The following is a 24,711-nucleotide window of genomic DNA, read 5'->3' as shown; positions in this document are numbered from 1 at the left end:
TCGGATAGTCTCGGCGCATGCATATACTGATTCTCGGAGGAACTGGCTTTATCGGCGCGGTCGTCGCAGCACGCCTGTCTGCCGAAGGCCACATCGTCACATGTCTTTCGCGCAAGCCCGGCCGCATGCGCATACGGCAGCCAGCCATACGGTGGATCGCCGCCGATCTGTCGACGATGACGACGGCCGCCGATTGGACACAGGTACTGGACAGCCAGGATGTCGTGATCAGTTGTGCCGGCGCATTGCAGGATGGCCTTTCCGATCCCCTCGCCGCCACTCAGACCGATGCGATGCTGGCGCTCTACGCAGCCGCCCAGAAGTCCACGCGGCCTCTAATCGTGCAGATATCGGCCCGCACAAGCGGCGCAGCAAGCGACCTGCCATTTCTCGCCACCAAGCGCCGGGCTGACGATGCGCTGGCAGCGAGCGGCCTGCCCTATGTCATCATTCGTCCCGCCCTTGTGCTCGGCCGAAACGCGCATGGCGGTTCTGCGCTGCTGAGAGCGCTCGCCGCATTCCCCTTCTGCCTGCCTCTCGTCCACGCAAGCAATCCGGTTGAGACGGTATCCCTCGACGATGTTGCCACTGCTGTCAGCGACGCAGTGGCAGGGAGGCTCCCTGTCGGCACGGATATCGATGTGGCTGGCAGCCAGACACTCTCGCTCTCCGAGCTCGTCGGGCTCCACCGACAATGGCTTGGCTTGCCTTCTGCTCCCGTCATCTCCATTCCACCCGCCGCGGCGCGGCCGATCACCTTGCTGGCTGACCTTGCCGGCCGCCTCGGCTGGCGCTCGCCTTTGCGTTCAACAGCAATGACCGTCATGTCGGAGGGCGTGAGAACATCGTCAGCAACGGGCACCTATGCCCACGTAAAAACGGCAGCGGCAACACTCGCCGCCAACCCGGCGGGCGTACAGGATCTGTGGTTCGCAAGACTGTACTTGGCAAAGCCGTTGATGATCGGCGGCTTTTCGATCTTCTGGTTGCTGTCTGGGCTGATAACGCTTGCAAGGTTCGAACAAGCAAGCGCCCACTTCCTGCCATTCATGCCCGCCGTGGCAGCGACTGCCTTGACGGTCCTGACCTGCCTTCTCGATGTGGCATTGGGGGCCGCGATCCTTGTACGCCCATTTGCGCGGCGTGCGCTCCTCGCGATGCTTGCCACTTCTCTTGCCTACGTTGCGGGCTCTGTCGTCCTAGAGCCTGCATTGTGGCTGGATCCGCTCGGGCCGATGGTCAAGGTGATACCGGCACTCATCCTGACGCTTACCACCCTTGCCATCCTGGATGAACGGTGATGCTGGAAGAACTGCTCCTGCTGGCGCATGTGATCGGCGCGACCGTCCTTTTCGGAACAGGTGCCGGCATCGCCTTTTTCATGACGATGGCGCACAGGACGCACGATCCCGTGCTGATCGCACATGTCGCCGCAACGGTGGTGATCGCTGATGCGATCTTCACCGCGACGGCAGCGATTTTTCAACCCGTGACGGGCTACCTTCTGGCAAGACTGATCGGCTGGCCGCTGACGGAAGGCTGGATCTCGCTGTCGCCGCTGCTCTATGTCTTCACCGGCCTGTTCTGGCTGCCGGTGGTGTGGATTCAAATTCGCCTGCGCGATCTTGCGCGCCATGCCGCGTCAGAGGGAGAACGGCTGCCCAGAGCCTATTTCCGGCTTTACAGGATCTGGTTCGCCTGCGGCTTCCCTGCCTTCTTCGCTGTCATCGGCATTCTGTGGCTGATGCTGACCAAGCCATCGATCGCACTATTTTAGCATCGGCCAGAGGCTCAGCACCAAAAGCACCGCCATTGTTATGTTGAACCATTTCAGCCGCACCGGGTCTGACAACCATTCGCGCAGCGCCGAACCGAAGCCCGCCCAGGTGGAAACGCTCGGCACGTTGACCAGCGCGAAGGCAGCGCCCACCATGAGCACGCTCGCGAAGTAGATATTGGGAATGGTATAGGTCGCCATCGCCGTGACGGCCATGACCCAAGCCTTCGGATTGACCCACTGGAACGCGGCAGCAGACACGAAGGACATCGGCTGTGCAGCGCTCTTTCCTTCGCTCAGCGAGCGCGATGTGGCGATCTTCCAGGCGACCCAGGCGAGATAGGCCCCGCCGGCGAATTTCAGCACCGTGTACAATACCGGCACCGTATGCAGGAGCGCGCCAAGCCCCAATCCAACGCCCAACAGCAGAGAGAAGAAGCCAGCGCCGATGCCCAGCATATGCGGAATTGTCCGGCGAAAACCGAAATTCACGCCCGACGCAAACAGCATCATGTTGTTGGGCCCCGGCGTGATCGACGTCGTAAAGGCAAACAGAAAGAGGGCCAGAAAGGTATCCAGCGGCATGGGGCCTCCCGAACCCGCAGTTCATGCAACGGGCCTTGTTGATTTAGGTCAGCCTATTTGACCTATATTCGAGATGCCACGTTTGCATTGTCACGGTGACAGGTTTGGTCGAAAGATAGCTGCGACTCCAATATTGTTCCGAAAAACGGGCCACGCGATGCAAGACGATCCTATCCTCACCACGCTGCTGCCAAACGGCAGGGAAATTCCTGTTCTCGGTCAGGGAACCTGGAACATGGGCGAGCACGCCTCGGAGGCGAAGCGCGAGATCGAAAGCCTGCGCGCGGGTCTCGATCTCGGCATGACGCTGATCGACACGGCGGAAATGTATGCCGAAGGTGGAGCGGAGAAGATCGTCGGCGAAGCGATCCGCGGCCGCCGCGACGAGGTCTTCCTCGTCACCAAGGTCTACCCCTGGAATGCCAGCCGCAAAGGCACGATCGAGGCCTGCGACAACAGCCTGTCGCGCTTGGGAACAGACCGCATCGATCTCTACCTCCTGCACTGGCGTGGCAATCATCCGCTTGCCGAAACTGTCGAGGCTTTCGAGGAACTGAAGGCCTCAGGCAAGATCGGCGCCTGGGGCGTCTCCAATTTCGATACATCAGACATGGAAGAACTGCTTGCCGTCCCCTCCGGAAAAAACGTGGCCGCCGATCAGGTGCTCTACAATCTCGCCCGCCGCGACATAGAGTTCGACCTTTTGCCCTGGTGCCAGAAGCGCAACATCCCCGTCATGGCCTATTCGCCGATCGAGCAGGGCCGCATCCTCCACAATCCCGAGTTGATCCGCATCGCCAAGGCCAACCAGGCGACACCGGCCCAAGTGGCGCTTGCCTTCCTGCTGGAACGTGACGGCGTGATCGTCATTCCGAAAACGGCGAATGCCGCCCGCGCCGCGGAGAATCGTGAGGCCGTCTCACTCGATATCACCGACGAGGATTGGGCAGCGCTCGACGCCGCCTTTCCGCCTCCGGTACGAAAGAAGCCGCTGGAGATGCTGTGATCCCCGGCGGCTTCCGTGTCCAGAAGATGAGCTGGCAGTAGTCAAGAATTCGTCAGGGGCACCACATCAGGCCGCCTTTGTCTCCGACACCTCAGCATAGACCGGATAGTCAGTGTATCCCTCGGCACCGCCGCCATAATAGGTCTCGCGGTTCGGCGTCGCCAACGGCAAGTCCCGCTGCAGTCGATCCACCAGGTCGGGATTTGCGATGAACGGTTGACCGAAAGCGGCAAGATCAATCAAACCGTCCCGCAGAAACCGCTCGGCGCGACCCTTGTCGAGGGAACCAGCAAGTATAAGCGTACCGGAGTAGCTCTGGCGGAACTTGCGCAGGAAATCTCTCGAAAGAGCCGGAGCACTCGCAGGACCCTGGTCCTTCAAATGCACGTAGGCTAGGTTTCGCTCAGCGAGCGCCGCGGCAAGGTGCAGGTAGGTTTCCTCGATCAACGGATGATGCGGCATATCGAACAGTTTGCCGAATGGTGAAAGCCGGATGCCAACCTTCTCGGCACCGATCCGCGCCACGACAGCATCGACAATCTCAAGCGCGAAACGCGTCCGATCCTCGACATTGCCGGCGCCGTATCGGTCGGCACGGTCGTTGATTTCCGGATTGAGAAACTGCTCGAGGAGATAGCCGTTCGCACCGTGGATTTCGACGCCGTCGAATCCGGCCGCAACGGCATTGGCCGCAGCATTTGCAAAGTCGTCCACGACCCGTGAGACCTCATCGGTTCCGAGCGGTCGCGGTACGCTCGCTTCGACGAAACCGGCAATGCCCTCCTCGTTGAATGCATAGGCCGTACTCTTGTCGTCACGAGCGGGCTTCGCGCTGGCGCTGACCGGCTGTCCGCCACCCGGCTGAAGAGAGGTGTGCGACATGCGACCGACGTGCCAGATCTGCGCAAAGATCTTCCCGCCCTCCTCATGCACGGCCTTCGTCACGCCCTGCCAGCCGCGAACCTGATCGTCAGACCAGATGCCGGGGATGAAGGCGAAACCCGTTCCCTCTTGCGAGATCGGCGTTCCCTCGGAAACGATCAGACCGGCGCCGGCGCGCTGGCGATAATAGTCGGCAGTCTGCTGGTCGGCGATGTCGTCCTTGGCCCTTGCCCGCGTCATCGGAGCCATGACAACGCGATTGCGAAGCGTCTGGCCACGAAGGTCGTGGACTTCAAAGAGAGACTTCATGAGCGTCATTCCTTAATTCGGTTGATTATCATCGACCGAGTAGATATCTCTGGCGCATTCATAAATCCAACAGATGGAAATCATGATGTCGATCGATCACGCTCATATCTTGAAATTCGATCTCAATCTGCTGGTGGCGTTTGATGCCCTGATGAGCGAGCGCAACGTCACGCGAGCGGCACAGCGCATCGGCACATCCCAATCCGCCTTGAGCCACAATCTTGGGCGCTTGCGAGCGCTTCTATCGGACGAGCTGTTTGTTCGCTCGGCGCGTGGGATCGAACCGACGCCACGGGCGCAGGAACTCGCGGAAACCGTGAGCGGGATCCTGTGCACGATCCAATCCCGCCTGATCGAACCAGAGCAATTCGACCCGGCAACGGATGAGCGAACCTTCACGCTGGGAATGACCGACTATCTCGAAAGCCTGCTGATGCCGCCACTTCTCGCGTGCGTTCGCGAGCAGGCGCCACATGTGGATTTCGTGATACGGTCGCTGGATCAGGATTATCCCGCGGACCTCCTGGACAGCGGCGAGATCGATCTCGCGATCGGCAAGGTGGAGACAGGCAACGAGCTCCATAAACGTCGCAAGCTCTGGGCCGAGCGCTATGTCATCCTCAGCAATCCCGAGACAACCGGCGGTCCCGGCGCGATCGACCTCGAAACGTTTCTTGCTACCCCGCAGGCCGTGATCGTCAGCAAGGACGGTCGCTGCCGGCTCGTGGACGAAGTGCTGGCTGAGCGTGGATTGAAACGGCGCGCAGCGGTGACCACACCGCACCTCTTCACGTTGCCGATCCTGGTTCGGGATACGCACGTGATCGCCGCCGTACCGGCGAGCTTCGCTCGAGCCTGGGCACCGGTGTTCGGCTTGGCCATCAGCCCGGGGCCCGTGGACATTCCACCCTATGACATCTCGCTCGGATGGCACACCTCGTCCGACCGCAACGCCGGCCACGCGTGGCTACGCCAACAGGTCCTTTCGGCTCTTGAACCGGTTCGCGCCAAGGTGCTTCAGGCAAATGCGGGATCCGACATCACGATGATCGCCGCCGAGTAGAGTCGCCCCGCCCCATCGGAGGCGTCGGGACGAAAGATATGCCGGAGACCAGAGTGCCCGGCATATCTGTTTGCTTACATGCCCTGCTGGCCGCGGTTCATGGCGGCGATACCAGTGCGGCAGACTTCGATCAAGCCAAGGGGTTTCATGATCGAAACGAACTGGTCGATCTTCGAAGACTTGCCGGTGATCTCGAGAATGAAGTGATCGACCGTCGCGTCGACGACCTTCGCGTGGAAGGCATCGGCAAGCCGCAGGGTCTCGGCGCGGGTCTCGCCTGTGCCGACGATCTTGACGAGTGCCACTTCCCGCTCGATCGGGCGCTCCTGGCCGAGTTCGCGGGCACGAACCGTCAGGTCGACCACCCGATGAACAGGAACGATACGCTCGAGCTGTGCCTTGATCTGTTCGAGAACGTGGGGCGTGCCGCGTGTCACGATGGTGATGCGCGACAGATGCGCCTGATGCTCGGTCTCCGAGACGGTCAGGCTCTCGATGTTGTAGCCACGGCCGGAGAAAAGGCCGATGACACGGGCAAGGACGCCCGGCTCGTTGTCGACGAGGACCGAAAGCGTGTGGCTTTCGACCGCCGCCGTCTCAGGCGAGATGAAATAGGCAGAGCCCGTCGGCTGTAGGTGTGCGTTCATAGTCTTGGGTTTCCTCTACCTTATTATCAAACGAGCGCGCGGCCCTTGGCGTCGATCGCATTGGCGACCGCCTCGTCCGTGGCTTCATCCGGCAGCAGCATCTCGTTGTGCGCCTTGCCCGACGGGATCATCGGGAAGCAGTTGGCGAGATTGGCGACGCGGCAATCGAAGATGACCGGCTTCTTGACGTCGATCATCTCCTGGATGGTCGCGTCGAGATCGCCGGGCTTTTCGCAGCGCAGGCCAACGGCGCCGTAGGCCTCCGCCAGCTTGACGAAGTCGGGCATCGCTTCCGTGTAGGAGTTCGACAGGCGGTTGCCGTGCAGAAGCTGCTGCCACTGGCGAACCATGCCCATGTACTGGTTGTTCATGATGAAGATCTTGATCGGCGCCTCGTATTGGATGGCCGCCGACATTTCCTGGATGCACATCTGGATCGAGGCATCGCCGGCGATGTCGATGACCAGGCTCTCCGGATGCGCGATCTGCACGCCGAGTGCGGCCGGCAGGCCGTAGCCCATCGTGCCGAGACCACCCGAGGTCATCCAGCGGTTCGGCTTTTCGAAACCGTAAAACTGTGCCGCCCACATCTGGTGCTGGCCGACTTCGGTCGTGATGTAGGTATCGCGATCCTTGGTCAGCGCGTAGAGACGCTCCAGCGCATATTGCGGCATGATGACGTCGTTGCTGTGCGTGTAGGCAAACGAATTGCGCGCACGCCAGCGTGTGATGTCAGCCCACCATTCGGCGGTCTGGCTTTTCTCCGGCTTCTTCGGCAGGGCGCGCCACAGGCGGACCATGTCTTCCAGGACATTGCCGACGTCGCCACGGATCGGAACGTCGACGCGAACGTTCTTGTTGATCGAAGACGGGTCGATGTCGATGTGGATCTTCTTCGAGTTCGGCGAGAATGCGTTGAGGCGGCCGGTAATACGGTCGTCGAAGCGCGCGCCGATGCAGACCATGACGTCGCAATCATGCATCGCCATGTTCGCCTCGTAGGAACCGTGCATGCCGAGCATCTTCAGCCAGTTCTTGCCGGAGGCCGGATAGGCACCGAGACCCATCAGCGTCGAGGTGATCGGGAAATCGGTGAGCTCGACCAACTCCCGCAACAGCTTCGAAGCCTCAGGACCAGAGTTAACGACACCACCGCCGGAATAGATGATCGGACGACGCGCCTTCGACATCAGCTCGATCGCCGCATGGATCTGGTTGAGATCGCCCTGAACCTTCGGCTGATAGCTCTTCTGGATCGCATGGGCTGCCGGCGGCGTGTAGGTGCCAGTGGCGAACTGAACGTCCTTCGGAATATCGACCAGAACGGGACCCGGACGGCCGGACTGCGCGATGCGGAAGGCTTCGTGAATGATCGCCGCCAGATCGTTGACGTCCTTGACCAGCCAGTTGTGTTTGGTGCAGGGACGCGTGATACCAACCGTATCGGCTTCCTGGAAGGCGTCGGAGCCGATCAGCGAGGTCGGAACCTGGCCCGAGAGGCAGACGAGCGGAACGGAATCCATCAGGGCGTCCTGCAGCGGCGTGACGGCATTGGTGGCGCCAGGACCTGATGTGACGAGCATGACGCCAACCTTGCCGGTGGAGCGGGCATAACCTTCGGCCGCGTGGCCGGCACCCTGCTCGTGGCGAACGAGGATGTGCTTGATCTCGTCCTGCTGGAAGATCTCGTCATAGATCGGAAGCACGGCACCACCCGGATAGCCGAACAGGTGTTCGACACCATTGTCCTTGAGTGCGCGGATAACGATCTCCGCGCCTGTCATCCGATTTTCGTCCGTCTTGTTGTCCGTGCCCGTCATGTTTCTTTTCCGTTTTGACTGCTGGGATTTGAGTTCTGTAGCAGGGAAGCCCGAATTTCGGGCATAAAAAAAGGCCCCTGAGGGAGCCTTCGTCTAGCGCATGGGTGGCTATCGCCGGATGGTTACACCATCCTGCCCATGCGCCTTCCCACCACGATAAGAGCTACTGCGATTTTCATGGGCCGAAGTGATAGACAGAAAATTTCGCATCGTCAACGCTTGCCGCAATAAAAAATCGACCATCTTTCACCACCGTTGACACTGGTAGGCGGCGCTCCGAGGGCCACAAAAGACTTTGTTAAATGTTCCCTCTTATCCTCCGTTACTACCGCAGGGAGTAGCCCTTTGCTCAACAACGACTTGCAGACGTCAGGTGAAGCAGGCGAGCATGACCGCCGCGACAGCCAAGTGCCGGGGAACCGTTTCCTCGGTCGCGTTGTTGCGTGTAGCGGTTCTCGGGCAACCATCGCCGCCATCGCCGAAGCCGGTGGCACGGATCTCACGGAACTCTGGTCCGTCGGAAAGCTGATCTCGATCAGCGTCGGACGCAACCGCGTCGTCGCGCTCGTCTATTCTATGAATACCGGCAGCCACGCGTGGGGCGAAGGCGAAGACAACTATTTCAAGATCGAAACCGAGTTGCTTGGCGAAGTCCGCGTGGATGAAGACGGGCACGAGGAGTTTTCGACCGGCATTTCGCGCTATCCCTATCTTGGCGCTGTTGCCCATCGTATTCGCTCGACCGACCTGATGCGCATCTATGATGCAGGCACTGGCACGACAGCCGTCATCGGCAAGCTCACGCAGGACGAAAGCATCGATGCATCGATACACGTCCCTTCGATGCTCTCCAAGCACTTCGCCATCGTCGGCTCGACCGGCGTCGGCAAATCGACGGCAGTCTCATTGCTGCTTCACAAGGCGATCGAAGCCGACCCGAAGCTGCGCGTGCTTATTCTCGATCCGCACAACGAATTCGCCGCTGCATTCCCGAAGCACTCGGTCGTCGTCGATACCGACACGCTCGACCTGCCCTTCTGGCTAATGCGACTGGAAGAGTTCGCCGAAGTCGTCTTCCGCGGCAGAACGCCGGTGCCGGAAGAGCTCGACATGCTGCGCGACATCCTGCCGGAAGCAAAGCGTGCCTTCCGCGGCAGCGACAATTCACTGGTGCGTCGCACCACCGAGAAAAGCTCGATCACAGCCGATACGCCGGTTCCATACCGCATGGCCGACCTGCTGGCGCTGATCGACGAGCGAATCGGTCGCCTTGAAGGCCGCAGCGAGAAGCCGGCGCTTCGATCGTTGAAAATGCGCATCATCGCCGCGATCAACGATCCTCGTTACCATTTCATGTTCTCCAACAACACGATCAGTGACACGATCATGGAGACGGTCGCCGAGATCTTCCGAGTCCCCGGCGACAACCGCCCGATCTGTACCTTCCAGCTATCCGGCATCCCGTCGGAAGTCGTGAACTCGGTAGCGTCGGTGCTCTGCCGCATGGCTTTCGAAATCGCTCTTTGGAGCGATGGCGCCATTCACATGCTGGTCGTCTGCGAAGAAGCGCACCGCTACATTCCGTCCGACCCGAACCTCGGCTTCTTCCCGACGCGGCAGGCAATCGCCCGCATCGCCAAGGAAGGCCGCAAGTACGGTGTGTCCCTGGGCATCATCACCCAGCGACCGGGGGAACTGGATCAGACCATCCTGTCACAGTGCTCGACGCTCTTCGCCATGCGCCTTGCCAACGATCGTGACCAGGAAATCATTCGCTCGGCCATTCCGAATTCGTCGATCTCGACGACGAGCTTCATTTCCTCCATTGGCAATGGCGAAGCCATCGCCTTTGGTGAAGCGATCAGCGTGCCGATGCGCATGCGCTTCTCCCGCGTCTCGGAAAACCTGCTGCCAAAGGCAAACGGCGCCGCCGTAAGCGCCAAGGTCACGGACGAAGATCCTGACAATGTCGACCTGCGCAAGATCGTGACACGCATGCGCGCCGTCAGTGGCCCCGATATCTCGGCCTTCCAGCAAAGCTTCAAGGCAGCGACCGCCGGGATGGAGCCAGACGACGACGATGCCTACGCGCCACAGTTTACTGATACGGTCGCCCCCGAGTTCACCGCTACACCTGTTTTGAACACGCCGCCGCTCGTACCGATTGAGCCCTATCGTCAGGACATGCTGCCAACCGGCTATGCGCCGCGTGAGCCCTCTCCGCTGGCCCCGACACGTGAAGCGTTCGGCAGCGCCACGGAAACATCGATCGACAGCCGGCTGGAAGCCCTGCGCCGCGAAATGCGCGCCGATATCCGCCAGACGCAACAACGCCCAGCCGAACAACCCACGCAGCAGGCCAGTATTCGCCGGGAACCGGGCGTCTCGTTGAGGGAGAGCATCTTGAAGAAGCCACTCAGCAGTCTCTACGACAAGGATTGAGGCGAACGCCTAGCTGCGGCGCACCCAGCTGACGTCCATCTGGTTGCGGAACCACGTCATCTGCCGCTTGGCATATTGGCGGGTGGCAGCGGCGCCCTTCTCGAGCACGTCCTTGCGCGTCATGACGCCATCAAGCATCGCCGCAATTTGCGAAACGCCAATCGCCTTCATCACCGGCGATTCAGGCTGCAGGGAAAGGGCGAGAAGCGCCCTGACTTCGTCCTCGGCCCCCTGCTCGAGCATCTTTTCGAACCGCCCGTTGATCCGCGAATGCAGAACCGCACGCTCCGGCAGGACAACGATTTTCTGCGCCGTATCCGGCTCCACGATCACCGGTCCGGCTTTCCCCTGAAAAGCGGAAATGGATTGCCCGGTGGTTTCAAGGACCTCCAGCGCACGGATAATCCGCTGCCCATCCTGCGAGCTGAGCGCAGCCGCCATTGCCGGGTCGCGCTCGGCCAGGCGGGCGTGCAGGCCGGCCGGCCCCTCCTCCTGCAATTCGGCGCGCAGACGCGTCCGGACGTCATCGGGGATTGCCGGCATATCGGAGAGCCCACCGGTCAAAGCCTTGAAGTACAATCCCGTGCCCCCGACGAACACCGACAGGCGTCCTTCGCTCTGAAGGCGCGGCAGGAGCTCCGTCACATCACGCAACCACGCGCCCGTCGAATAGGAGGCACCCGCCGGCACATGGCCGTAGAGGTAGTGCGGAACTCCCTGCATATCCTCCTGCGACGGACGCGCGGTCAGGACGTTCAGGGTGTCATAGACCTGCATGCTGTCGGCATTGATCACCACGCCGTTATGACGTTTCGCCAATTCCACGGCCAGCGCGGACTTGCCGCTGGCGGTCGGCCCGGTTATCAGGATCGCGTTCGCTGTGTTCAGAAGGTTTTCCATCATGGCTCTCGTTGCCACGCTTGTTGCCAATCCGTCAAATCCCGTTCTTACAACCGACGTCGCCGAACGGGCGGCCGAAGCCATCAAGGCCTCGGGTCTTTACTGGCTGGCCGACGGAATTGCCTGCGATATAGCGCTTCGCGACGACACTGATGCCGAGGCGGCGGAAGCTGCCATCCGCGCCATCATCGGCTCGGTCGCTATCGACCTTGTTGTCCAGCAGGCGGAAACCCGTCGCAAGAAACTGCTCATCGCCGACATGGATTCGACCATGATCGGCCAGGAATGCATCGACGAACTCGGCGCCGAAGTCGGCCTCAAGGACAAGATCGCTGCCATCACCGCGCGCGCCATGAACGGCGAAATTGCCTTCGAGCCGGCCCTGCGCGAGCGCGTGGCGCTGCTCAAGGGCCTGCCGATTTCGGTCGTGGACGAGGTGATCGCCAAGCGCATTACGCTGACGCCGGGTGGCCCGGAGCTGATCGCGACCATGAAGGCCAGGAACCACTACACTGCCCTGGTTTCCGGCGGCTTCACGGTGTTCACCAGCCGTATCGGTGAGACGCTCGGCTTCCATGAGAACCGTGCGAACATCCTGCTTGAAGACGACGGTCGCCTGACCGGCTTCGTTGCAGAGCCCATTCTCGGCAAGCAGGCGAAGGTGGATGCCTTGAACGACATCTCCGCGAAGCTCGGCATCACGCCCGAGGACGCCATCGCCGTGGGCGACGGGGCCAACGATCTCGGGATGCTCCACCTCGCCGGATCGGGCGTCGCGCTTCACGCCAAGCCTTCTGTCGCAGCTGAAGCGAAGATGCAGATCAACCACGGTGACCTGACCGCCCTGCTCTACATCCAAGGCTACAGAAAGACTGACTTCGTAACGGCCTGAAGCGATGGGGCCCAGGCCCCATCAACGAAAGTCACTCCATCGGGACGGCGACGAAACGAAGATCGCCGTTCGCCGAAGCAATCATCATCTGCGCGTTGCGCCGGCCTTCCTGCTTCAGGGACTGTACTTTTGCAGCCACTGCCTCCGGTGTGCGCATGAACTCCTGCGCCACCTCGACGATCACCTCGCCGGCCTTCAGACCCTTTTCGGCGGCAAGCGATCCCGGCGCCACTTCGGCAACCAGAACACCGTCGACACTTTCAGCAATACCAAAGGTCTTTCGGGTTTCGGCGTTCAGCGTCGATAGCGATAGCCCGAGAACGTTCTTGGCGTCCGGCACGGTTTCGGCAGGCTTGCCTTTTCCATCCGGCACCGGCTGGCTCTGATCGCCATCCGGCTCGTCCATATCCTGGTTCTCGCCAGGATCCGGATTGATCACGCCACCCTGGGGCTTATCGGAATCGGCGTCATTCGACGCAGCCTGGTCGCTGTCTTCAAGACGACCGAGCGTGACCTTGACCGTCTGCTCCTTGCCATCGCGCAGCACGACCACATCGACCTGCTTGCCGACCGGGCTTTCCGCCACGACGCGCGGGAGATCGCGCATCTCGTTCACGGCCTTGCCGTCGAATTTCAGGATGACATCGCCAGCCTTGATCGAGCCGTCATCGACCGGTCCTCCCTTGATGACGCCGGCCACAAGCGCGCCCTTGGCGCTCGATAGCCCGAGGCTATCGGCGACGTCATCTGTCACCGGCTGAATGCGAACGCCGAGCCAACCGCGCCGCGTTTCCCCGAATTCCCGCAACTGCTCGACGACGCCCGCTGCAAGTTCGGAGGGAACAGAAAAGCCGATGCCGATCGATCCGCCACTCGGCGAGATGATCGCCGTGTTGATGCCGATGACCTCACCCTTCATGTTGAAGAGCGGGCCGCCGGAATTGCCCTTGTTGATCGCGGCGTCGGTCTGGATGAAGTTGTCGTACGGGCCGGCATTGATGTTGCGCCCGCGGCCCGAAATGATCCCGACTGTCACCGATCCGCCGAAGCCGAACGGATTACCGATCGCCATGACCCAGTCGCCAATGCGCATCGTGCTGGAATCGCCGAACTTGACGAATTTCAGCGGCGTTTTCGGCTCCACCTTAAGAACCGAGAGATCGGTCTTCGTGTCGGTGCCGATCAGCTTTGCCTTGAGCTTGCTGCCGTCGGCGAAATTCACCTCGATGTCGTCCGCGCCCTCGATCACGTGGTTGTTGGTGACGATGTAGCCCTGCGGATCGATGACGAAGCCGGAGCCTAGCGAATTGACGTTGTGATTGCCGCCCGGCTTGCCCTTCTGCTTGTTGAAAAAGTCGTTGAAGAACTCCTGGAAGGGCGATCCGTCCGGTGCGCGAGGCGCTGGCCCTGCTCCTTCGTCGTCCTTCACGTTCTGAGACGTGGAGATGTTTACCACCGCATCGAGAAGCCCTTCGGCAAGATCGGCAACGGATGCCGGACCGTTCGTCGGTGGTGTGCCCTGCGCGTGGACCACCCCGGTGAAACCGATATTAGCCAGAAGTGCAGCGCCGGCCATAAGAGCGAGCGATCGTCTGTAGGTCGGGCGTATCGTGGGGGCCATCAAGCATCCTCATTTCGGTCAAAAGCGCACTCTGACCATGAGCATAAGGCGGAATGATGGAGTACGAAATCACCTTTTCGAGAAATCCCGTGCAATCTGCGTGCGCTTGCTTCCAAGCGCCTGGAAGTGGCCGGTATTCCCTCAAAAGCAAGGAGCCGGCAAGATGCCGGCCCCCAGTAGGATGGTCGATGATAGCCGATCAGTTCGCCGGCGGCGTCGGAGCAGCCGGGGCAGCCGGAGGTACGGCGGCAGGCAAGCCGGATGCGCTGTTGAAGTAGCGGAAGAACTCTGTATTCGGCGACATCACCAGCGTGGTGTCGGTCGAGGACATCGCTGTGGTGTAGGCTGCCATCGAACGATAGAACTCGAAGAAGCTCGGGTTCTTGTTGAAGGCATCGGCGAAGATCCGGTTCCGCTCAGCATCACCCTGACCGCGCAGGATTTCCGAGTCACGCTGCGCTTCCGCGGTGATCTCGACAACCTGTCTGTCAGCGATAGCGCGACGTCGCTGGCCCTCTTCGCCACCCTGTGCACGCAGCAGTTCGGCTTCAGCAAGGCGTTCCGCCCGCATGCGATCGTAGGTCTTCGGCGCAACTTCGCGCGTCAGGTCGGTGCGACGGATACGAACGTCCTGAATGTTGAGGCCAAGCGCCTCGGCATCCCGGTGCAGGTCATCGCGAACTTCGAGCATCATGGCGACGCGCTCTTCGGAAAGGGCGGCATCGAAATCACGCAGACCGTAGACACGACGCAGCGACGAGTCGAGCTGGGTGCGAAGGCGGGCTTCGGCAGACTCGCGATCGCCCGATACCGTTTCACGGAAGCGGCGGACATCCTTGATGTCGTAGATCACGAAGGCATCGACGTCGAAGGTCGCACCACCGCGCACCTGGACACGGATGTTATCGAGATCGAAGCGCAGTGCCTGCCTTTCAACGATCTGAACGCGATCGGCATCCATGAAGGTGAACGGCAGCTTGAAGTACAGGCCCGGCTCGGTCTTCACCGACTGGATCTGACCGAAGCGGACGACAATGGCCTGCTCACGGGCATTGACGACGAAGATCGACGAATAGAGGCCGAGCAGAACAACGGCGAGGACAATCAGAATGACGGGAAGTTTGTTCGATGTCATGGCTCAACCTCCCTGCTGTGCCGGCTTGCCGATCTCGTTGAGCGGCAGATAGGGTACGACCCCCTGCTTCTCGTCGATCACGACCTTCTTGGAGTTCTTCAGCACTTGTTCCATCGTTTCGAGGAACAGCCGCTTGCGCGTCACTTCGGGAGCCTTGGAGTATTCGTCGTTGATGGAGTTGAAGCGCTGCGCTTCACCTTCCGCTTCCTTCACCACGCGGTCCTTGTAGGCCGCGGCGGCTTCGCGGATCTGAGCCGCGTCACCGCGGGCCTGTCCGAGCTTCTGGTTTGCGTACTGGTTGGCCTCTTCGACCAAACGCTGCTTGTCCTGGTCGGCACGCTGCACTTCTTCGAACGCATCGGCCACTTCACGCGGCGGCGCAACGTCCTGAATCGTGATGGCGTTGATCGAAATGCCGCTGCGGTAGCGATCCATCGTACCCTGCACGATGTTGGCGACCTCGGTCTCGATCGGCTGACGGTTATCACGGAACGCGTCTTGCGCCGGGCGACGTCCGACGACTTCGCGCATGGCGCTCTCGGCGACCTGCTGCAGCGTTTCTGCCGGGTTCTCGACGTTAAAGAGATAGGCCTTCGGGTCAGTCACGGTGAAGAAGACCGAGAACTGGACGTTCAGGATGTTCTGGTCACCCGAAAGCATCAGGCCGGTCGACGACGAAGACGACGTCGCGCCGATGTTCTGTTGCTGGACCGTCACCTTGACGATCTCGACCGTTTCCATCGGCCACAGATGAAAATGCAGGCCGGGCATGGAAATTTCCGGCTTCGGGTTACCGAAGCGCAGTTCGACACCACGCTCGTCCGGCTGGACGATGTAAATGCACTGGAAAAGCCAGAATGCGACGATGATCGCCGCAGCGATAAGCAGTGCGCCGGTATTGAAGCCGCCGGGCACGATGCCGCGCAGCTGATCCTGGCCACGCCGGATGATATCCTCGAGATCGGGCGGACCACCCTTTCCGCCGCCACCGCCGCGCGGGCGGTTCGGCCCCTGCCCCCATGGTCCCTGATTGTTACCGCCGCCGCCGCCCCAAGGGCCGCCGCCGCCATTCTGATTGCTCCAGGGCATCAAAACCTCGTTGTTCGTTAAAAACTTGCGATCGCTCAACCCACGGGGGCGACGGATATCCGCGATCGTGACCGTTATAGGTATCGCCGCATCGGCTTTCAACGCGGCATGAGGAACTTGGCGATATTTATTGGAAAATAGTGGATTTTTGCGCCCTCAGCGCCTGTCGTAAACTACAAAACGCGTCGGATAGCTGTCCTTGTCGCCAGCGGGCACCTCGATCGTCTCCCCGGCGCCCCAGACGGAGGGATCGATAGCCGGGAAAGAAGTATCGCCAGCAACCGTCGTCTCGACATGGGTAACGCAAAGACGGTCGGCAAGACCGATCGCCTGCCCGTATATCTGCCCACCCCCGATGATGCAGATCTCGTCCTCGCCTTTCTGCGCGGCCATGGTCTCCGCGATCGCAATGGCGTCCGCCAACGAGGACACCGTCGTCACCTCGGGATGATCGATTGCGGCCTGCCTGGAGATGACCACGTTTGGACGGCCCGGCAACGGTTTGCCGATCGAATCGTAGGTCTTGCGACCCATGATGACCGGCTTGCCAAGGGTCAGGGCCTTGAAGCGCTTGAGGTCGGTCGACAGCCGCCAGGGCATGTCGCCATCGCGGCCGATAATGCCATTTTCGGCGACGGCAACCAGGATCGTCTTACGGATATCGGACATGTATTTCCCTGGTCAGACGGCGATCGGCGCCTTGATGCTGGCGTCGGCCTCGTAGCCGATCAGCTCGAAATCCTCGAACTTGAAGCCGAAGATGTCCTTTACGTCAGGATTGATGCGCATGAACGGCAAAGGCTTCGGCTTGCGCGTCAGCTGCAGCTTCGCCTGCTCGAAGTGATTGTGATACAGGTGCGCATCGCCGAGTGTATGGACAAAATCGCCCAGCTTCAGCCCCGTTACCTGCGCCACCATCATCGTCAACAGCGCATAGGACGCGATGTTGAAGGGGACACCAAGGAAGATGTCAGCGGATCGCTGATACAGCTGGCAGGAGAGCTTGCCGTCGGCCACATAGAACTGGAACAGGCAATGGCATGGCGGTAATGCCATGCTGTCTACCTCAGCCGGGTTCCAGGCCGAGACGATGTGACGGCGCGAGTTCGGATTTTTCACGATACCCGCAACGAGATTGGCGATCTGATCGATATGACCACCATCAGGTGCCGGCCAGGAGCGCCACTGCGCGCCGTAGACCGGGCCGAGATCGCCGTTTTCATCGGCCCATTCGTCCCAGATCGAAACGCCGTTATCCTTGAGATAGCCGATATTGGTTTCGCCCTTCAGGAACCAGAGCAGCTCGTGAATGATGGAGCGAAGGTGCAGCTTCTTGGTTGTCAGAACCGGGAAGCCCTCTTCGAGGTCGAAACGCATCTGATAACCGAATACCGACCGCGTGCCGGTACCGGTCCGATCGCCGCGATCGGTTCCGCGTTCCATCACATGGTCCAAGAGATCAAGATACTGCTTCATCGTCTGCCGCCGATTCCTATTTCCCCGTATTTAAGCGCATCGAGCGTCAAAACCAATCGTTACCCCTGTTTATCCCGGTAAATCTCCGCCCAGCAGCGATGGATTTGTGACGATGGCTCTTCCCATGGGGATCGGAAAACACTATATCAGCCTTGCCGGTCCTCGGATCGGCTATGGCGATAAATGAGCGGTGTAATAAACCTATTGGACCCGGGGGCGGTACCCGGCGCCTCCACCAAAAACCGGCGGCCTCGCAATGAGATGGCCGGCTTTTGATGGGGGCGAAACAGGATCGACAAGGGTGTAAAGATCGTCTTTTTGCTCGGCATTGTACCACCGTTATCGGGCTAAAATTGTAGTTGCAAATGACAACTATGCGGAAGCTCGTCTCGCTGCTTAATCGCGGTGTGACACTTCAAATAAAGCCCTAGTGGTTCGCACCTCTAGGCGGGGTCCGAAGGCACCTGGCAACAGAAGCCTTCACCTTCTCCCTCGCGTTCAAATCATGTATGCTTTCCGAAAGCATGACTCGGCTTCGGCCTTTTCGACGGCGCACTGGCGTGCCATATAGCCTCGAGAAAAGACGTCCGAACGAAAAGAAAGACAGGATAAAGCATGGGGCAGGATCATATCCGTTACGACATTCTGGCACAGGACGCGCTTCGCGGCGTCATCCGTAAGGTATTGTCTGAAGTCGCGACAACGGGCCGCCTGCCGGGCGAGCATCACTTCTTCATCACCTTCCTGACCGGCGCACCGGGCGTTCGGATTTCCCAGCACCTGAAGTCACGCTATCCGGAGCAGATGACGATCGTCATTCAGCACCAGTTTTGGGAAATGAAGGTTACGGAAACGAGCTTCGAGATCGGCCTGTCCTTCTCCGACGTTCCCGAAAAGCTCTTCATCCCGTTCAACGCCATTCGTGGCTTCTACGATCCGTCTGTCAATTTCGAGTTGGAATTCGACGTACCGCTGGCCGATGGCGAGGAGCTGCCGGATGCGGAGATCACCGCCTACCCGGTCGGCCAGGAAAAAGTGGAAGACGCGCAAGCAGCAAAGCCTGCCGACGGCGACGAGAAGAAGCCCGGCTCGGTCGTCTCACTCGACGCGTTCCGTAAGAAGCAGTAACGGCAAGGGAAGCGGAAGCTTCCCTTTTTTAGTACAGGATTGAGGCAGTCATGAGCGCCGAAATCGTCAATCTCCGTCAGTTCAAGAAGAAGCAGGCCCGCTCCGAAAAGGAGAAGCAGGCCGAGCAGAACCGTATATCCTTCGGTCGCACGAAAACCGAAAAGCAGCTGACGAAGGCGCTCAACGAGAAAGCCGAGCGCGCGATTGAACAGGGCAAGATCGAGAAAAAAGACGGCGGCGAGTGACGCCCGACCGCCGCTCGAAAAGAACCTTTATTCATAGACTTGGCTATACTGGCGGACTCTTTTTCTCAACTCACCTGCCCAGCGAGCGAACCCCAGGATGATCCGAAAGCATTCCGCCACCTTGCATGGACATCGCACGAGCTTTTCGCTCGAAGACGAGTTCTGGAACGAGCTGCGGGCCATTGCAGCCGCCCGCTCGATCCCACTTGCCGTCCTCATCTCGGAAATCGACGATCAGCGGCAGCCGGAAGCCAACCTCTCCTCCGCGCTTCGCCTGTATGTCCTGGCGTGGCTGAAACGCAGCGTCGTTTAGCAGGACTACCGACAGTCCTCAGTTCAGCAAGCAGGTCTTGGTCGTTGCCGACCTCGGGGGCGTTCATCGAATGCCATCTGTCCGACACTCGGGTCCGCAGCCTTATCAGCGATCATGACAAAGTTTAACTTTCATCCTAACCATTACTGCAGGGGTTGCATTCTAATTTAGCCATTATTCAACTGTCGCGTGGTTGCCATAAACCAACGCCGGAACGACTAGAAAAGGCATGGCTGGGCTCATCAAATGATTCGGAGGAATAACGCATGCGCAAAATCGGTAGTCTGACCATTGTGAGCTGTTTGTCGGCGACCTTCGCCGCCGCGCCTGTCGTTATCGATCTGCACAGCCCGCTGAAGCTCACGACGTCGATCGTTTTCGCAGGCAATGGGAACGGCGGCGGCCATGGTGGCGGAAACGGTGGCGGCAATGGCGGCGGCAACGGTGGCGGAAACGGTCGCGGCAGCAGTGAAGGGCATGCCTCAGCCAGTCATGGAAAATCCGGGCTTTCGTCGCGTGGAGCGAACGAGCAGAGCTCTTCCGATGACCCGATAGCAACTACGCTTGGAAAGCTTTTTGGCACCGGCAAGAGCGAAGAAACGCACGGTAAAAAGGCGCCAACGAGAACCGCGAAGGCAGAAAAAAACGTTATAAAGGGAGTCAAGCCGACCCCCAGACCGGAGCAGCCAGCTGTCGTAACGGAAGTAGCTGCGGTCGAAACGGAAGAGCCGGCGTTGAAGGATAAACCCGATCTCGCAGCAAAGCTCGGGGGGCTACACTCCCTGCAACGCAACTATCATGCCTACCTCAACTCCAACGATCCGCGCATGGCCGCCATCCGCTCTTATGTCGTTGCCTACGCTCAGTTTGAGCTGGACAACGGGATCGATGCCGTTCCGACCGATCCCGCCCTCAGCGACGAGGCTCTGAGTGCCGCGCTGCAGGCAGCAGCGAACAAGGATATTGGTACGGCTCAGCCGCCTGCCGCTCTCGGAACGGTAGATCCTGAAGTGATGGCATGGGCGAAAGACGTCCTCGGTGTCGGCCCAGCCGTTGGCAAGATCGACCAGGTGCGCGATGACATGGCGACCAAGCAGCCGACTGACGAGGCAACGGAAACGGACCCCGTGACCGAACCAGAAACCGAAGACGCGGACAAACTCGTTGAGCCAACTGCAACAGCGCAGGTAACCGAGGCCGAATAATCGCTTTTAGTAGAGGCCTTCAATCACCCGATCGGCGCCCCTTTGGCGGAAGCACTCATCGTAACTTGACGAGCCGCTGTCACGAAAGGTGGGCAGCGCTTGGCCGTCTCAAGCACGCCCTTCAAGTCGATAAAACGCGAACTCTGTAAATTGGGTAATTGCAGACCATAGGTGCCCCTTCACGGGGCACCGCACCTGAGGGAGCAGCAGCCCGCGGGCACGTGTACAGCCCTCGCGAGGACGACGATCGGCGCTATTGCGGCATCTGCACCCCGGGAAGCCCGGGTATGCTGCTATTGTTTTGCGAATTTATCGGCGGCAGGGAGAGCTGCTCGCGGGTGCGCCGGGCAGTCTCGTCGGCAGCAGCCTTCGCTTCTGCTTCCGCCTTTGCCTTGGCGACAGCAGCGTCGGCCTCTGCCTTTGCGCGCGCCGCGGCTTCAGCCTGCGCCCGTTGCTCCGCCTCGAACCTTTGCCGCTCCGCCTCGGCGGCGAGCGCGCGCAGTCTCAGTTCTTCGTCACGGCGCTGCTTTTCGATGACAGCAGCCTTCTCCCGCTCCATGTCATTGAACTTGTAGAGCGCCGTCTCGCGGCGAAGCCGTTGCTTCTCCAGCACGTTAGACTGCAAACGCTCCACGCGCCTGCGCTCCCGCTCGAAGGCGCGCAACGACAGGAAACCGGTGATATCGGTGACATCGACGGTCCGTCCAGGCGAGGCGAGCAAGCCGGAGAAATCCAGTCGGACGGCGGGTTCGGCTCCTGCAAACGCCTCACTGCCGGGATCGAGGACGACGTTCAGCGAAGCATTGATCCGCCTCTGCGGCAAGTCGAGCTGCGCATTTGCTGCTAGCTTCGCCTGTTCGGTTTGAACCCCCACGTTCTGGACGCGCAGCATGCCATCGGTGACATTGAATGGGATGGCGATCGGCGGCAGCTTGGCTTCGCCGTTGTTGAGCAAGGTCTCAACGATCGGATGGACTTTGCCGGCATTGAGCTGATCTTGCATCGGATCGGTCGCCGCAAGCAGCGGAGCCAGCATTCCGAGATTGAGGCCGCGAACACTCGTCTCAGCCAGGCGCAACTCGCCCGAACCATTGAGGGACGCCGCGATATCCTTGGCCGACTTGCCGGAAGCTTCCGTCGACAGGCTCAGGCCGAACTTGCCGTTTGCGACAGGAGCACCATCGCGGCTCCATACGACACCCGCCAGGTCTGCATCCGTCAGCTCAAGCTTCGTCTGAAAGAAGCCGGTCCCATCCGCATTGGTGAACAGCAGGTTGCCATCGATATGGCCGCCGTCCCATCCGCCCTTCATCTCGTTCAGCTGCAGCTCGTCGCCCTTGTAGGCGACGGTCGAGGTAAAGTCGGAAATCGCACCGGACCAGCCGGGCCAGAACTCTTTTGCCGAGAGCTTCAGATTGACATCCATGTCCTTGAACACCGGCAGTCCAAGCGCCCCACCAGACAGCTGGCCGTTCGTGGCGTCGGTAACGGGACCGTAGATGGCTTCCGCCAACCAGGTCGCATCGACCTTCGAAAGCGCCAGATCACCGCTTGCCGTCGTGTTATCGGCCTTCCTATCGACCGTGAGCGAGCCACCGAACTGGTTGTCGGCTGCGTGGCCCGCAATATCGGTCAAGGCGATCTTGTCGCCGTCAATGGTCGCCGTCGTGGTGAGCTTGAACGGCAATCCGGTGCCCATCTGTGGCACGCCGATGCCGTTCATCACCAGGTATGGATCGAGATCGGCGCTCTCCAATGAAACCGCCAACTGGCCGTTCATGAACGTCTGCGGATGAACGTCGACCTTGCCGCTCGCGGTAAACGACGTCCGATCGGTGGCGAACGTCAGTGCAGCGTCTGCCGGATCCGTCCCTTCCGCCTGAACCTTGAGCGTCAGGCGACCGTTGGCGTCGGCATCCACCGGCAGCGGGTCGAGCCCAGCCTGGCCGAAGAGGATCGACGTCACGTTGTTCTCGAGCGTCGCCTCGAGGCTTGTCGTCCCCTTGCCCGTCAGCGCAAGGATGTTCGACATCCGGTAGTCGAGATTGACGCGACTGCCGTTTGCAACGCCCGCCAGCGTCAAGGAGAGCCCGTCCCCCTGATCGCCGCCAAGCGTCAGCGCGCCCCGAAGGGCTGTATTCGTGTACCATGCAGCATTGCGCACCAGCCGGTCCATGACGGGATGCTGCGGCAATTTCTGCTTGAGCATGGCGAAGAAAGGTCCTGGATCGGCTGACTTGAAGGTGATCTCCCCCGATCCCTTGTAATCGAGCAACGAACCTTCGGCCCGACCGGTTGCCGTCAGCTCGGCGCCCGCCAGATTCTTGACCGCGAGCTTCTCGATGGCAAGCGCACCATCGGCAATGGTGAAACTGGTTTCGACATCCCCGGCCTCGACACCGAAGGCCGTGAACTTGTCGGCCTTCAGCTGCGCCCGGATCTTGTGATCGAGCACGTTGTCGCCTGCATCCTGCCCAGTGAACAGGCCGGTCAGTGCACGCAAGGCATCGAGATCAAGCGCGTCGCCGGCGAGCGACACATCCAGTGTCGATGGCTGGTTTGCGACCACCCGCCGTTCGAGCCGTCCCTTCAGCGTCGATTGCCCTACGGCGATTTCCAGGTCGTCAAACGTCTGCTGCGCGTGCGTCAAGTTCACTTTGGCGGAGAATCCCGCCTGCCGTAGCTGCCGGATTGCCGGATCGACGGAACCAGCCAACCAAGCGGCCAGTCCTGTCGGCTGTTTCGATGCAACTGTGACCTGCCCCGCGAAGGATGGCTGGCCCTGCAGGTTGAGACGCCCTTGCGCCTCCACCTGGGTACGTCCCGGCAGCGTGCCGAACGCATTGTCGATCGTCCAGCCGTTTCCGGCCGGTTGCAGATCGAGCTGCACGTCGCGGATCGTCGTGTCGCCTGCAACGATCGCGGGCAGCCTGACACTCGCCTTGCCCGGCACCTGCGGCACCGGCACCTGCGACACGATCTGAATAAGAGTGTTCAACCGCTGGCGGGCCGACAAGGCGGGATCACGCGTTGTCTTCCCGCCTGCTCCCTGGTTGCCGATCCGATTGACGTCGATCTGCTGACCGTCGGCGATCAGCAGAAATTGCGGCTTGGCACCGGTGTCGAGCGTCGCTTCGCCGGTAATGACATAGGGGTCGTCCTCGGCGCCGATCTCCAGCCGATACTCGGGAATGCGGATGCTCTCGTTGGTGAGCTCGAACTTGCCCTTCAGCCTCGGCGGAACATGAGCCCTGTCGGCTCCCTTAGCGCTGTTTTCGATCGCGGCGGAAATCGTGCCCTGGTAGTTAGGCTTGCTGTCGACAAGCTTCAGTTCGCCGTCGAGATCGACCGTTACGGGATGCCGGTCAGGCTGCAGCCGGGTGCGCATTCGCAACACGCCGTTGTCGTCCGGCTGGTTGCTTGAGATGAGGAAGCTTCCATGCTCCCCATCCAACGCCGCATCGCCGTCGATACGCCAGGGCCCTGCCAGCGATTTTGCCGACATTTCCGCATTCAGTCCCGTCACATGGCGTGACCGGCCGGATTGATCGTCGATGAACTGGATGTCACCGCCGGTAACGTGAACCCTCTCGAGCACGACCGTCTTGGCCGGTATCTCCGGCTGGCTGCCGCGCGTCCAGTCAAGCGTGCCGTCTTTGAGAAGCCTGAGCTTCACCTTCGGATTGACCACGCGCATATCGAAAATGAGTGCTTCGCCCGACAGGAAGGGTGCAAGCTCCGCATCCATCGAGAACTGCTCGATCTGCACGATCGGCGAGCCGTCCGTCTCCTGGCCAACGCGCACATCATGCATTGTTACCGACGGAAATGGCAGCAATCGCGCATCGACCGAACCGTGTACGACGACCTTCTTGCCGATGATCCGGCTGGCCTGATCCTCGAAATTCTTGCGGAAACCGGTCCAGTCAATGAACAGCGGCGCCAGCAGCGCCACGAACAGCGCCACGACCACCACACCACCCAGCACGACGAGGAACCGGCCCACCACGTCAGTCATTCTCCATTCGGGATATCATCGCGGACACTAGAGCATTAAACCGAAAGGTGTGAAGCGGCTTTCCGGCAACATCATGCTCTAATTCCTTGCTTTAACGGTACCTTCGGGACGCCGGCCCGAATCGATATCCGATCCCTCATCTCTAGTGGCACTCACCC

The 24,711-nt window shown here is 60.4% G+C and carries 21 protein-coding genes and 1 other RNA gene; 11 read left to right on the top strand and 11 right to left on the bottom strand.

Translation table 11 applies throughout. The annotated features are described in order from the left end of the window. Positions 1 to 17 precede the first annotated feature (17 nt). Together QTL94_RS11770 and QTL94_RS11765 are read left to right on the top strand one after the other, a co-directional pair. Positions 18 to 1,301: an SDR family oxidoreductase gene (locus QTL94_RS11770; protein WP_289801663.1), complete on the top strand. Its 1,284-nt coding sequence runs from the start codon at positions 18 to 20 to the stop codon at positions 1,299 to 1,301. Then, on the top strand, positions 1,301 to 1,777 hold the full coding sequence (locus QTL94_RS11765; RefSeq protein WP_289801662.1) for a DUF2269 family protein: 477 nt from the start codon (positions 1,301 to 1,303) through the stop codon (positions 1,775 to 1,777). The genes QTL94_RS11770 and QTL94_RS11765 overlap by 1 nt, the downstream gene beginning before the upstream one ends. Here QTL94_RS11765 and QTL94_RS11760 read toward each other — a convergent pair. Then, positions 1,769 to 2,362 carry a LysE family translocator gene (locus tag QTL94_RS11760; RefSeq protein WP_289801661.1) on the bottom strand — a complete coding sequence of 198 codons (594 nt, stop codon included), beginning with the start codon at positions 2,360 to 2,362 and terminating at the stop codon, positions 1,769 to 1,771. The two genes, QTL94_RS11765 and QTL94_RS11760, sit on opposite strands and share 9 nt — an antisense overlap. 157 nt (positions 2,363 to 2,519) lie before the next feature. Here QTL94_RS11760 and QTL94_RS11755 point away from each other — a divergent pair, with 157 nt between their 5' ends. Beyond that, positions 2,520 to 3,368 carry an aldo/keto reductase gene (locus QTL94_RS11755; RefSeq protein ID WP_289801660.1) on the top strand — a complete coding sequence of 283 codons (849 nt, stop codon included), beginning with the start codon at positions 2,520 to 2,522 and terminating at the stop codon, positions 3,366 to 3,368. A 66-nt stretch (positions 3,369 to 3,434) separates the two neighbouring features. On the opposite strand, the gene QTL94_RS11750 is transcribed toward QTL94_RS11755, so the two are convergent. Then, on the bottom strand, positions 3,435 to 4,559 hold the full coding sequence (locus QTL94_RS11750) for an alkene reductase (protein ID WP_289801659.1): 1,125 nt from the start codon (positions 4,557 to 4,559) through the stop codon (positions 3,435 to 3,437). 85 nt (positions 4,560 to 4,644) lie between these two features. Here QTL94_RS11750 and QTL94_RS11745 point away from each other — a divergent pair, with 85 nt between their 5' ends. After that, complete coding sequence (locus QTL94_RS11745; protein WP_289801658.1) at positions 4,645 to 5,622, top strand: LysR family transcriptional regulator; 978 nt, start codon at positions 4,645 to 4,647, stop codon at positions 5,620 to 5,622. 74 nt (positions 5,623 to 5,696) lie between these two features. On the opposite strand, the gene ilvN is transcribed toward QTL94_RS11745, so the two are convergent. Further along, the gene (gene ilvN / locus QTL94_RS11740; protein ID WP_065693651.1) at positions 5,697 to 6,269 is read right to left on the bottom strand and encodes an acetolactate synthase small subunit; all 573 of its coding nucleotides are present in this window, start codon (positions 6,267 to 6,269) and stop codon (positions 5,697 to 5,699) included. A gap of 26 nt (positions 6,270 to 6,295) precedes the next feature. Then, positions 6,296 to 8,089 carry an acetolactate synthase 3 large subunit gene (locus QTL94_RS11735; RefSeq protein ID WP_289801657.1) on the bottom strand — a complete coding sequence of 598 codons (1,794 nt, stop codon included), beginning with the start codon at positions 8,087 to 8,089 and terminating at the stop codon, positions 6,296 to 6,298. 345 nt (positions 8,090 to 8,434) lie between these two features. On the opposite strand from QTL94_RS11735, the gene QTL94_RS11730 reads away from it, so the two are divergent. Next, positions 8,435 to 10,531: an ATP-binding protein gene (locus QTL94_RS11730; protein ID WP_289801656.1), complete on the top strand. Its 2,097-nt coding sequence runs from the start codon at positions 8,435 to 8,437 to the stop codon at positions 10,529 to 10,531. Between the two features lie 9 nt (positions 10,532 to 10,540). On the opposite strand, the gene miaA is transcribed toward QTL94_RS11730, so the two are convergent. Next, entirely contained in the window at positions 10,541 to 11,434 is an 894-nt protein-coding gene (gene miaA, locus QTL94_RS11725) for a tRNA (adenosine(37)-N6)-dimethylallyltransferase MiaA (RefSeq protein WP_289801655.1), read from the bottom strand. Between miaA and serB the strand changes: the two genes are divergently transcribed. Next, positions 11,433 to 12,323 carry a phosphoserine phosphatase SerB gene (serB, locus tag QTL94_RS11720; RefSeq protein ID WP_289801654.1) on the top strand — a complete coding sequence of 297 codons (891 nt, stop codon included), beginning with the start codon at positions 11,433 to 11,435 and terminating at the stop codon, positions 12,321 to 12,323. The genes miaA and serB overlap by 2 nt on opposite strands. A 31-nt stretch (positions 12,324 to 12,354) precedes the next feature. Here serB and QTL94_RS11715 read toward each other — a convergent pair whose 3' ends face one another. The 5 genes from QTL94_RS11715 to QTL94_RS11695 all read right to left on the bottom strand — a co-directional run bounded on the left by QTL94_RS11715 (position 12,355) and on the right by QTL94_RS11695 (position 17,644). Beyond that, positions 12,355 to 13,944, bottom strand: coding sequence for a DegQ family serine endoprotease (locus QTL94_RS11715; RefSeq protein WP_289801653.1), 1,590 nt, complete (start codon positions 13,942 to 13,944; stop codon positions 12,355 to 12,357). Positions 13,945 to 14,143: 199 nt separating this feature from the next. Further along, complete coding sequence (gene hflC, locus QTL94_RS11710) at positions 14,144 to 15,079, bottom strand: protease modulator HflC (protein WP_289801652.1); 936 nt, start codon at positions 15,077 to 15,079, stop codon at positions 14,144 to 14,146. Between the two features lie 3 nt (positions 15,080 to 15,082). Further along, complete coding sequence (gene hflK, locus QTL94_RS11705) at positions 15,083 to 16,168, bottom strand: FtsH protease activity modulator HflK (RefSeq protein ID WP_289801651.1); 1,086 nt, start codon at positions 16,166 to 16,168, stop codon at positions 15,083 to 15,085. 156 nt (positions 16,169 to 16,324) lie between these two features. After that, on the bottom strand, positions 16,325 to 16,837 hold the full coding sequence (locus QTL94_RS11700) for a dihydrofolate reductase (RefSeq protein WP_289801650.1): 513 nt from the start codon (positions 16,835 to 16,837) through the stop codon (positions 16,325 to 16,327). A gap of 12 nt (positions 16,838 to 16,849) precedes the next feature. Beyond that, the gene (locus tag QTL94_RS11695; RefSeq protein ID WP_113523613.1) at positions 16,850 to 17,644 is read right to left on the bottom strand and encodes a thymidylate synthase; all 795 of its coding nucleotides are present in this window, start codon (positions 17,642 to 17,644) and stop codon (positions 16,850 to 16,852) included. Positions 17,645 to 17,759: 115 nt separating this feature from the next. Here QTL94_RS11695 and ssrA point away from each other — a divergent pair. The 5 genes from ssrA (at position 17,760) to QTL94_RS11670 (ending at position 20,535) form a co-directional block, all read left to right on the top strand. Further along, positions 17,760 to 18,129: a transfer-messenger RNA gene (gene ssrA / locus QTL94_RS11690) on the top strand. A 130-nt stretch (positions 18,130 to 18,259) separates the two neighbouring features. Continuing rightward, the gene (locus tag QTL94_RS11685) at positions 18,260 to 18,772 is read left to right on the top strand and encodes an SspB family protein (protein ID WP_065693641.1); all 513 of its coding nucleotides are present in this window, start codon (positions 18,260 to 18,262) and stop codon (positions 18,770 to 18,772) included. Between the two features lie 50 nt (positions 18,773 to 18,822). Further along, positions 18,823 to 19,017, top strand: a complete 195-nt coding sequence (locus QTL94_RS11680; RefSeq protein ID WP_289801649.1) for a DUF4169 family protein — start codon at positions 18,823 to 18,825, stop codon at positions 19,015 to 19,017. Between the two features lie 97 nt (positions 19,018 to 19,114). Beyond that, positions 19,115 to 19,330, top strand: coding sequence for a ribbon-helix-helix domain-containing protein (locus QTL94_RS11675; protein ID WP_065693639.1), 216 nt, complete (start codon positions 19,115 to 19,117; stop codon positions 19,328 to 19,330). A gap of 266 nt (positions 19,331 to 19,596) precedes the next feature. Further along, a complete protein-coding gene (locus tag QTL94_RS11670) occupies positions 19,597 to 20,535 on the top strand; it encodes a hypothetical protein (RefSeq protein ID WP_289801648.1) in 939 nt (312 codons plus the stop codon). 253 nt (positions 20,536 to 20,788) lie between these two features. Here QTL94_RS11670 and QTL94_RS11665 read toward each other — a convergent pair whose 3' ends face one another. Continuing rightward, the gene (locus QTL94_RS11665) at positions 20,789 to 24,544 is read right to left on the bottom strand and encodes an AsmA family protein (RefSeq protein ID WP_289801748.1); all 3,756 of its coding nucleotides are present in this window, start codon (positions 24,542 to 24,544) and stop codon (positions 20,789 to 20,791) included. Positions 24,545 to 24,711: the final 167 nt, after the last annotated feature.

Source organism: Rhizobium sp. S96, from assembly GCF_030382195.1.
Lineage (GTDB): Bacteria > Pseudomonadota > Alphaproteobacteria > Rhizobiales > Rhizobiaceae > Rhizobium.
Note: the sequence above shows the minus strand (reverse complement) of the source record. Positions and strands in the feature narration are given on the sequence as shown.

What these genes read in the sequence shown, in the direction of transcription:
- QTL94_RS11770 (WP_289801663.1), top strand. Translation starts at nt 18, where the DNA reads ATGCATATACTGATTCTCGGAGGAACTGGCTTTATCGGCGCGGTCGTC.
- QTL94_RS11765 (WP_289801662.1), top strand. Translation starts at nt 1,301, where the DNA reads ATGCTGGAAGAACTGCTCCTGCTGGCGCATGTGATCGGCGCGACCGTC.
- QTL94_RS11760 (WP_289801661.1), bottom strand. Translation starts at nt 2,362, where the DNA reads ATGCCGCTGGATACCTTTCTGGCCCTCTTTCTGTTTGCCTTTACGACG.
- QTL94_RS11755 (WP_289801660.1), top strand. Translation starts at nt 2,520, where the DNA reads ATGCAAGACGATCCTATCCTCACCACGCTGCTGCCAAACGGCAGGGAA.
- QTL94_RS11750 (WP_289801659.1), bottom strand. Translation starts at nt 4,559, where the DNA reads ATGAAGTCTCTCTTTGAAGTCCACGACCTTCGTGGCCAGACGCTTCGC.
- QTL94_RS11745 (WP_289801658.1), top strand. Translation starts at nt 4,645, where the DNA reads ATGTCGATCGATCACGCTCATATCTTGAAATTCGATCTCAATCTGCTG.
- ilvN (WP_065693651.1), bottom strand. Translation starts at nt 6,269, where the DNA reads ATGAACGCACACCTACAGCCGACGGGCTCTGCCTATTTCATCTCGCCT.
- QTL94_RS11735 (WP_289801657.1), bottom strand. Translation starts at nt 8,089, where the DNA reads ATGACGGGCACGGACAACAAGACGGACGAAAATCGGATGACAGGCGCG.
- serB (WP_289801654.1), top strand. Translation starts at nt 11,433, where the DNA reads ATGGCTCTCGTTGCCACGCTTGTTGCCAATCCGTCAAATCCCGTTCTT.
- miaA (WP_289801655.1), bottom strand. Translation starts at nt 11,434, where the DNA reads ATGATGGAAAACCTTCTGAACACAGCGAACGCGATCCTGATAACCGGG.
- QTL94_RS11715 (WP_289801653.1), bottom strand. Translation starts at nt 13,944, where the DNA reads ATGGCCCCCACGATACGCCCGACCTACAGACGATCGCTCGCTCTTATG.
- hflC (WP_289801652.1), bottom strand. Translation starts at nt 15,079, where the DNA reads ATGACATCGAACAAACTTCCCGTCATTCTGATTGTCCTCGCCGTTGTT.
- hflK (WP_289801651.1), bottom strand. Translation starts at nt 16,168, where the DNA reads ATGCCCTGGAGCAATCAGAATGGCGGCGGCGGCCCTTGGGGCGGCGGC.
- QTL94_RS11700 (WP_289801650.1), bottom strand. Translation starts at nt 16,837, where the DNA reads ATGTCCGATATCCGTAAGACGATCCTGGTTGCCGTCGCCGAAAATGGC.
- QTL94_RS11695 (WP_113523613.1), bottom strand. Translation starts at nt 17,644, where the DNA reads ATGAAGCAGTATCTTGATCTCTTGGACCATGTGATGGAACGCGGAACC.
- QTL94_RS11685 (WP_065693641.1), top strand. Translation starts at nt 18,260, where the DNA reads ATGGGGCAGGATCATATCCGTTACGACATTCTGGCACAGGACGCGCTT.
- QTL94_RS11680 (WP_289801649.1), top strand. Translation starts at nt 18,823, where the DNA reads ATGAGCGCCGAAATCGTCAATCTCCGTCAGTTCAAGAAGAAGCAGGCC.
- QTL94_RS11675 (WP_065693639.1), top strand. Translation starts at nt 19,115, where the DNA reads ATGATCCGAAAGCATTCCGCCACCTTGCATGGACATCGCACGAGCTTT.
- QTL94_RS11670 (WP_289801648.1), top strand. Translation starts at nt 19,597, where the DNA reads ATGCGCAAAATCGGTAGTCTGACCATTGTGAGCTGTTTGTCGGCGACC.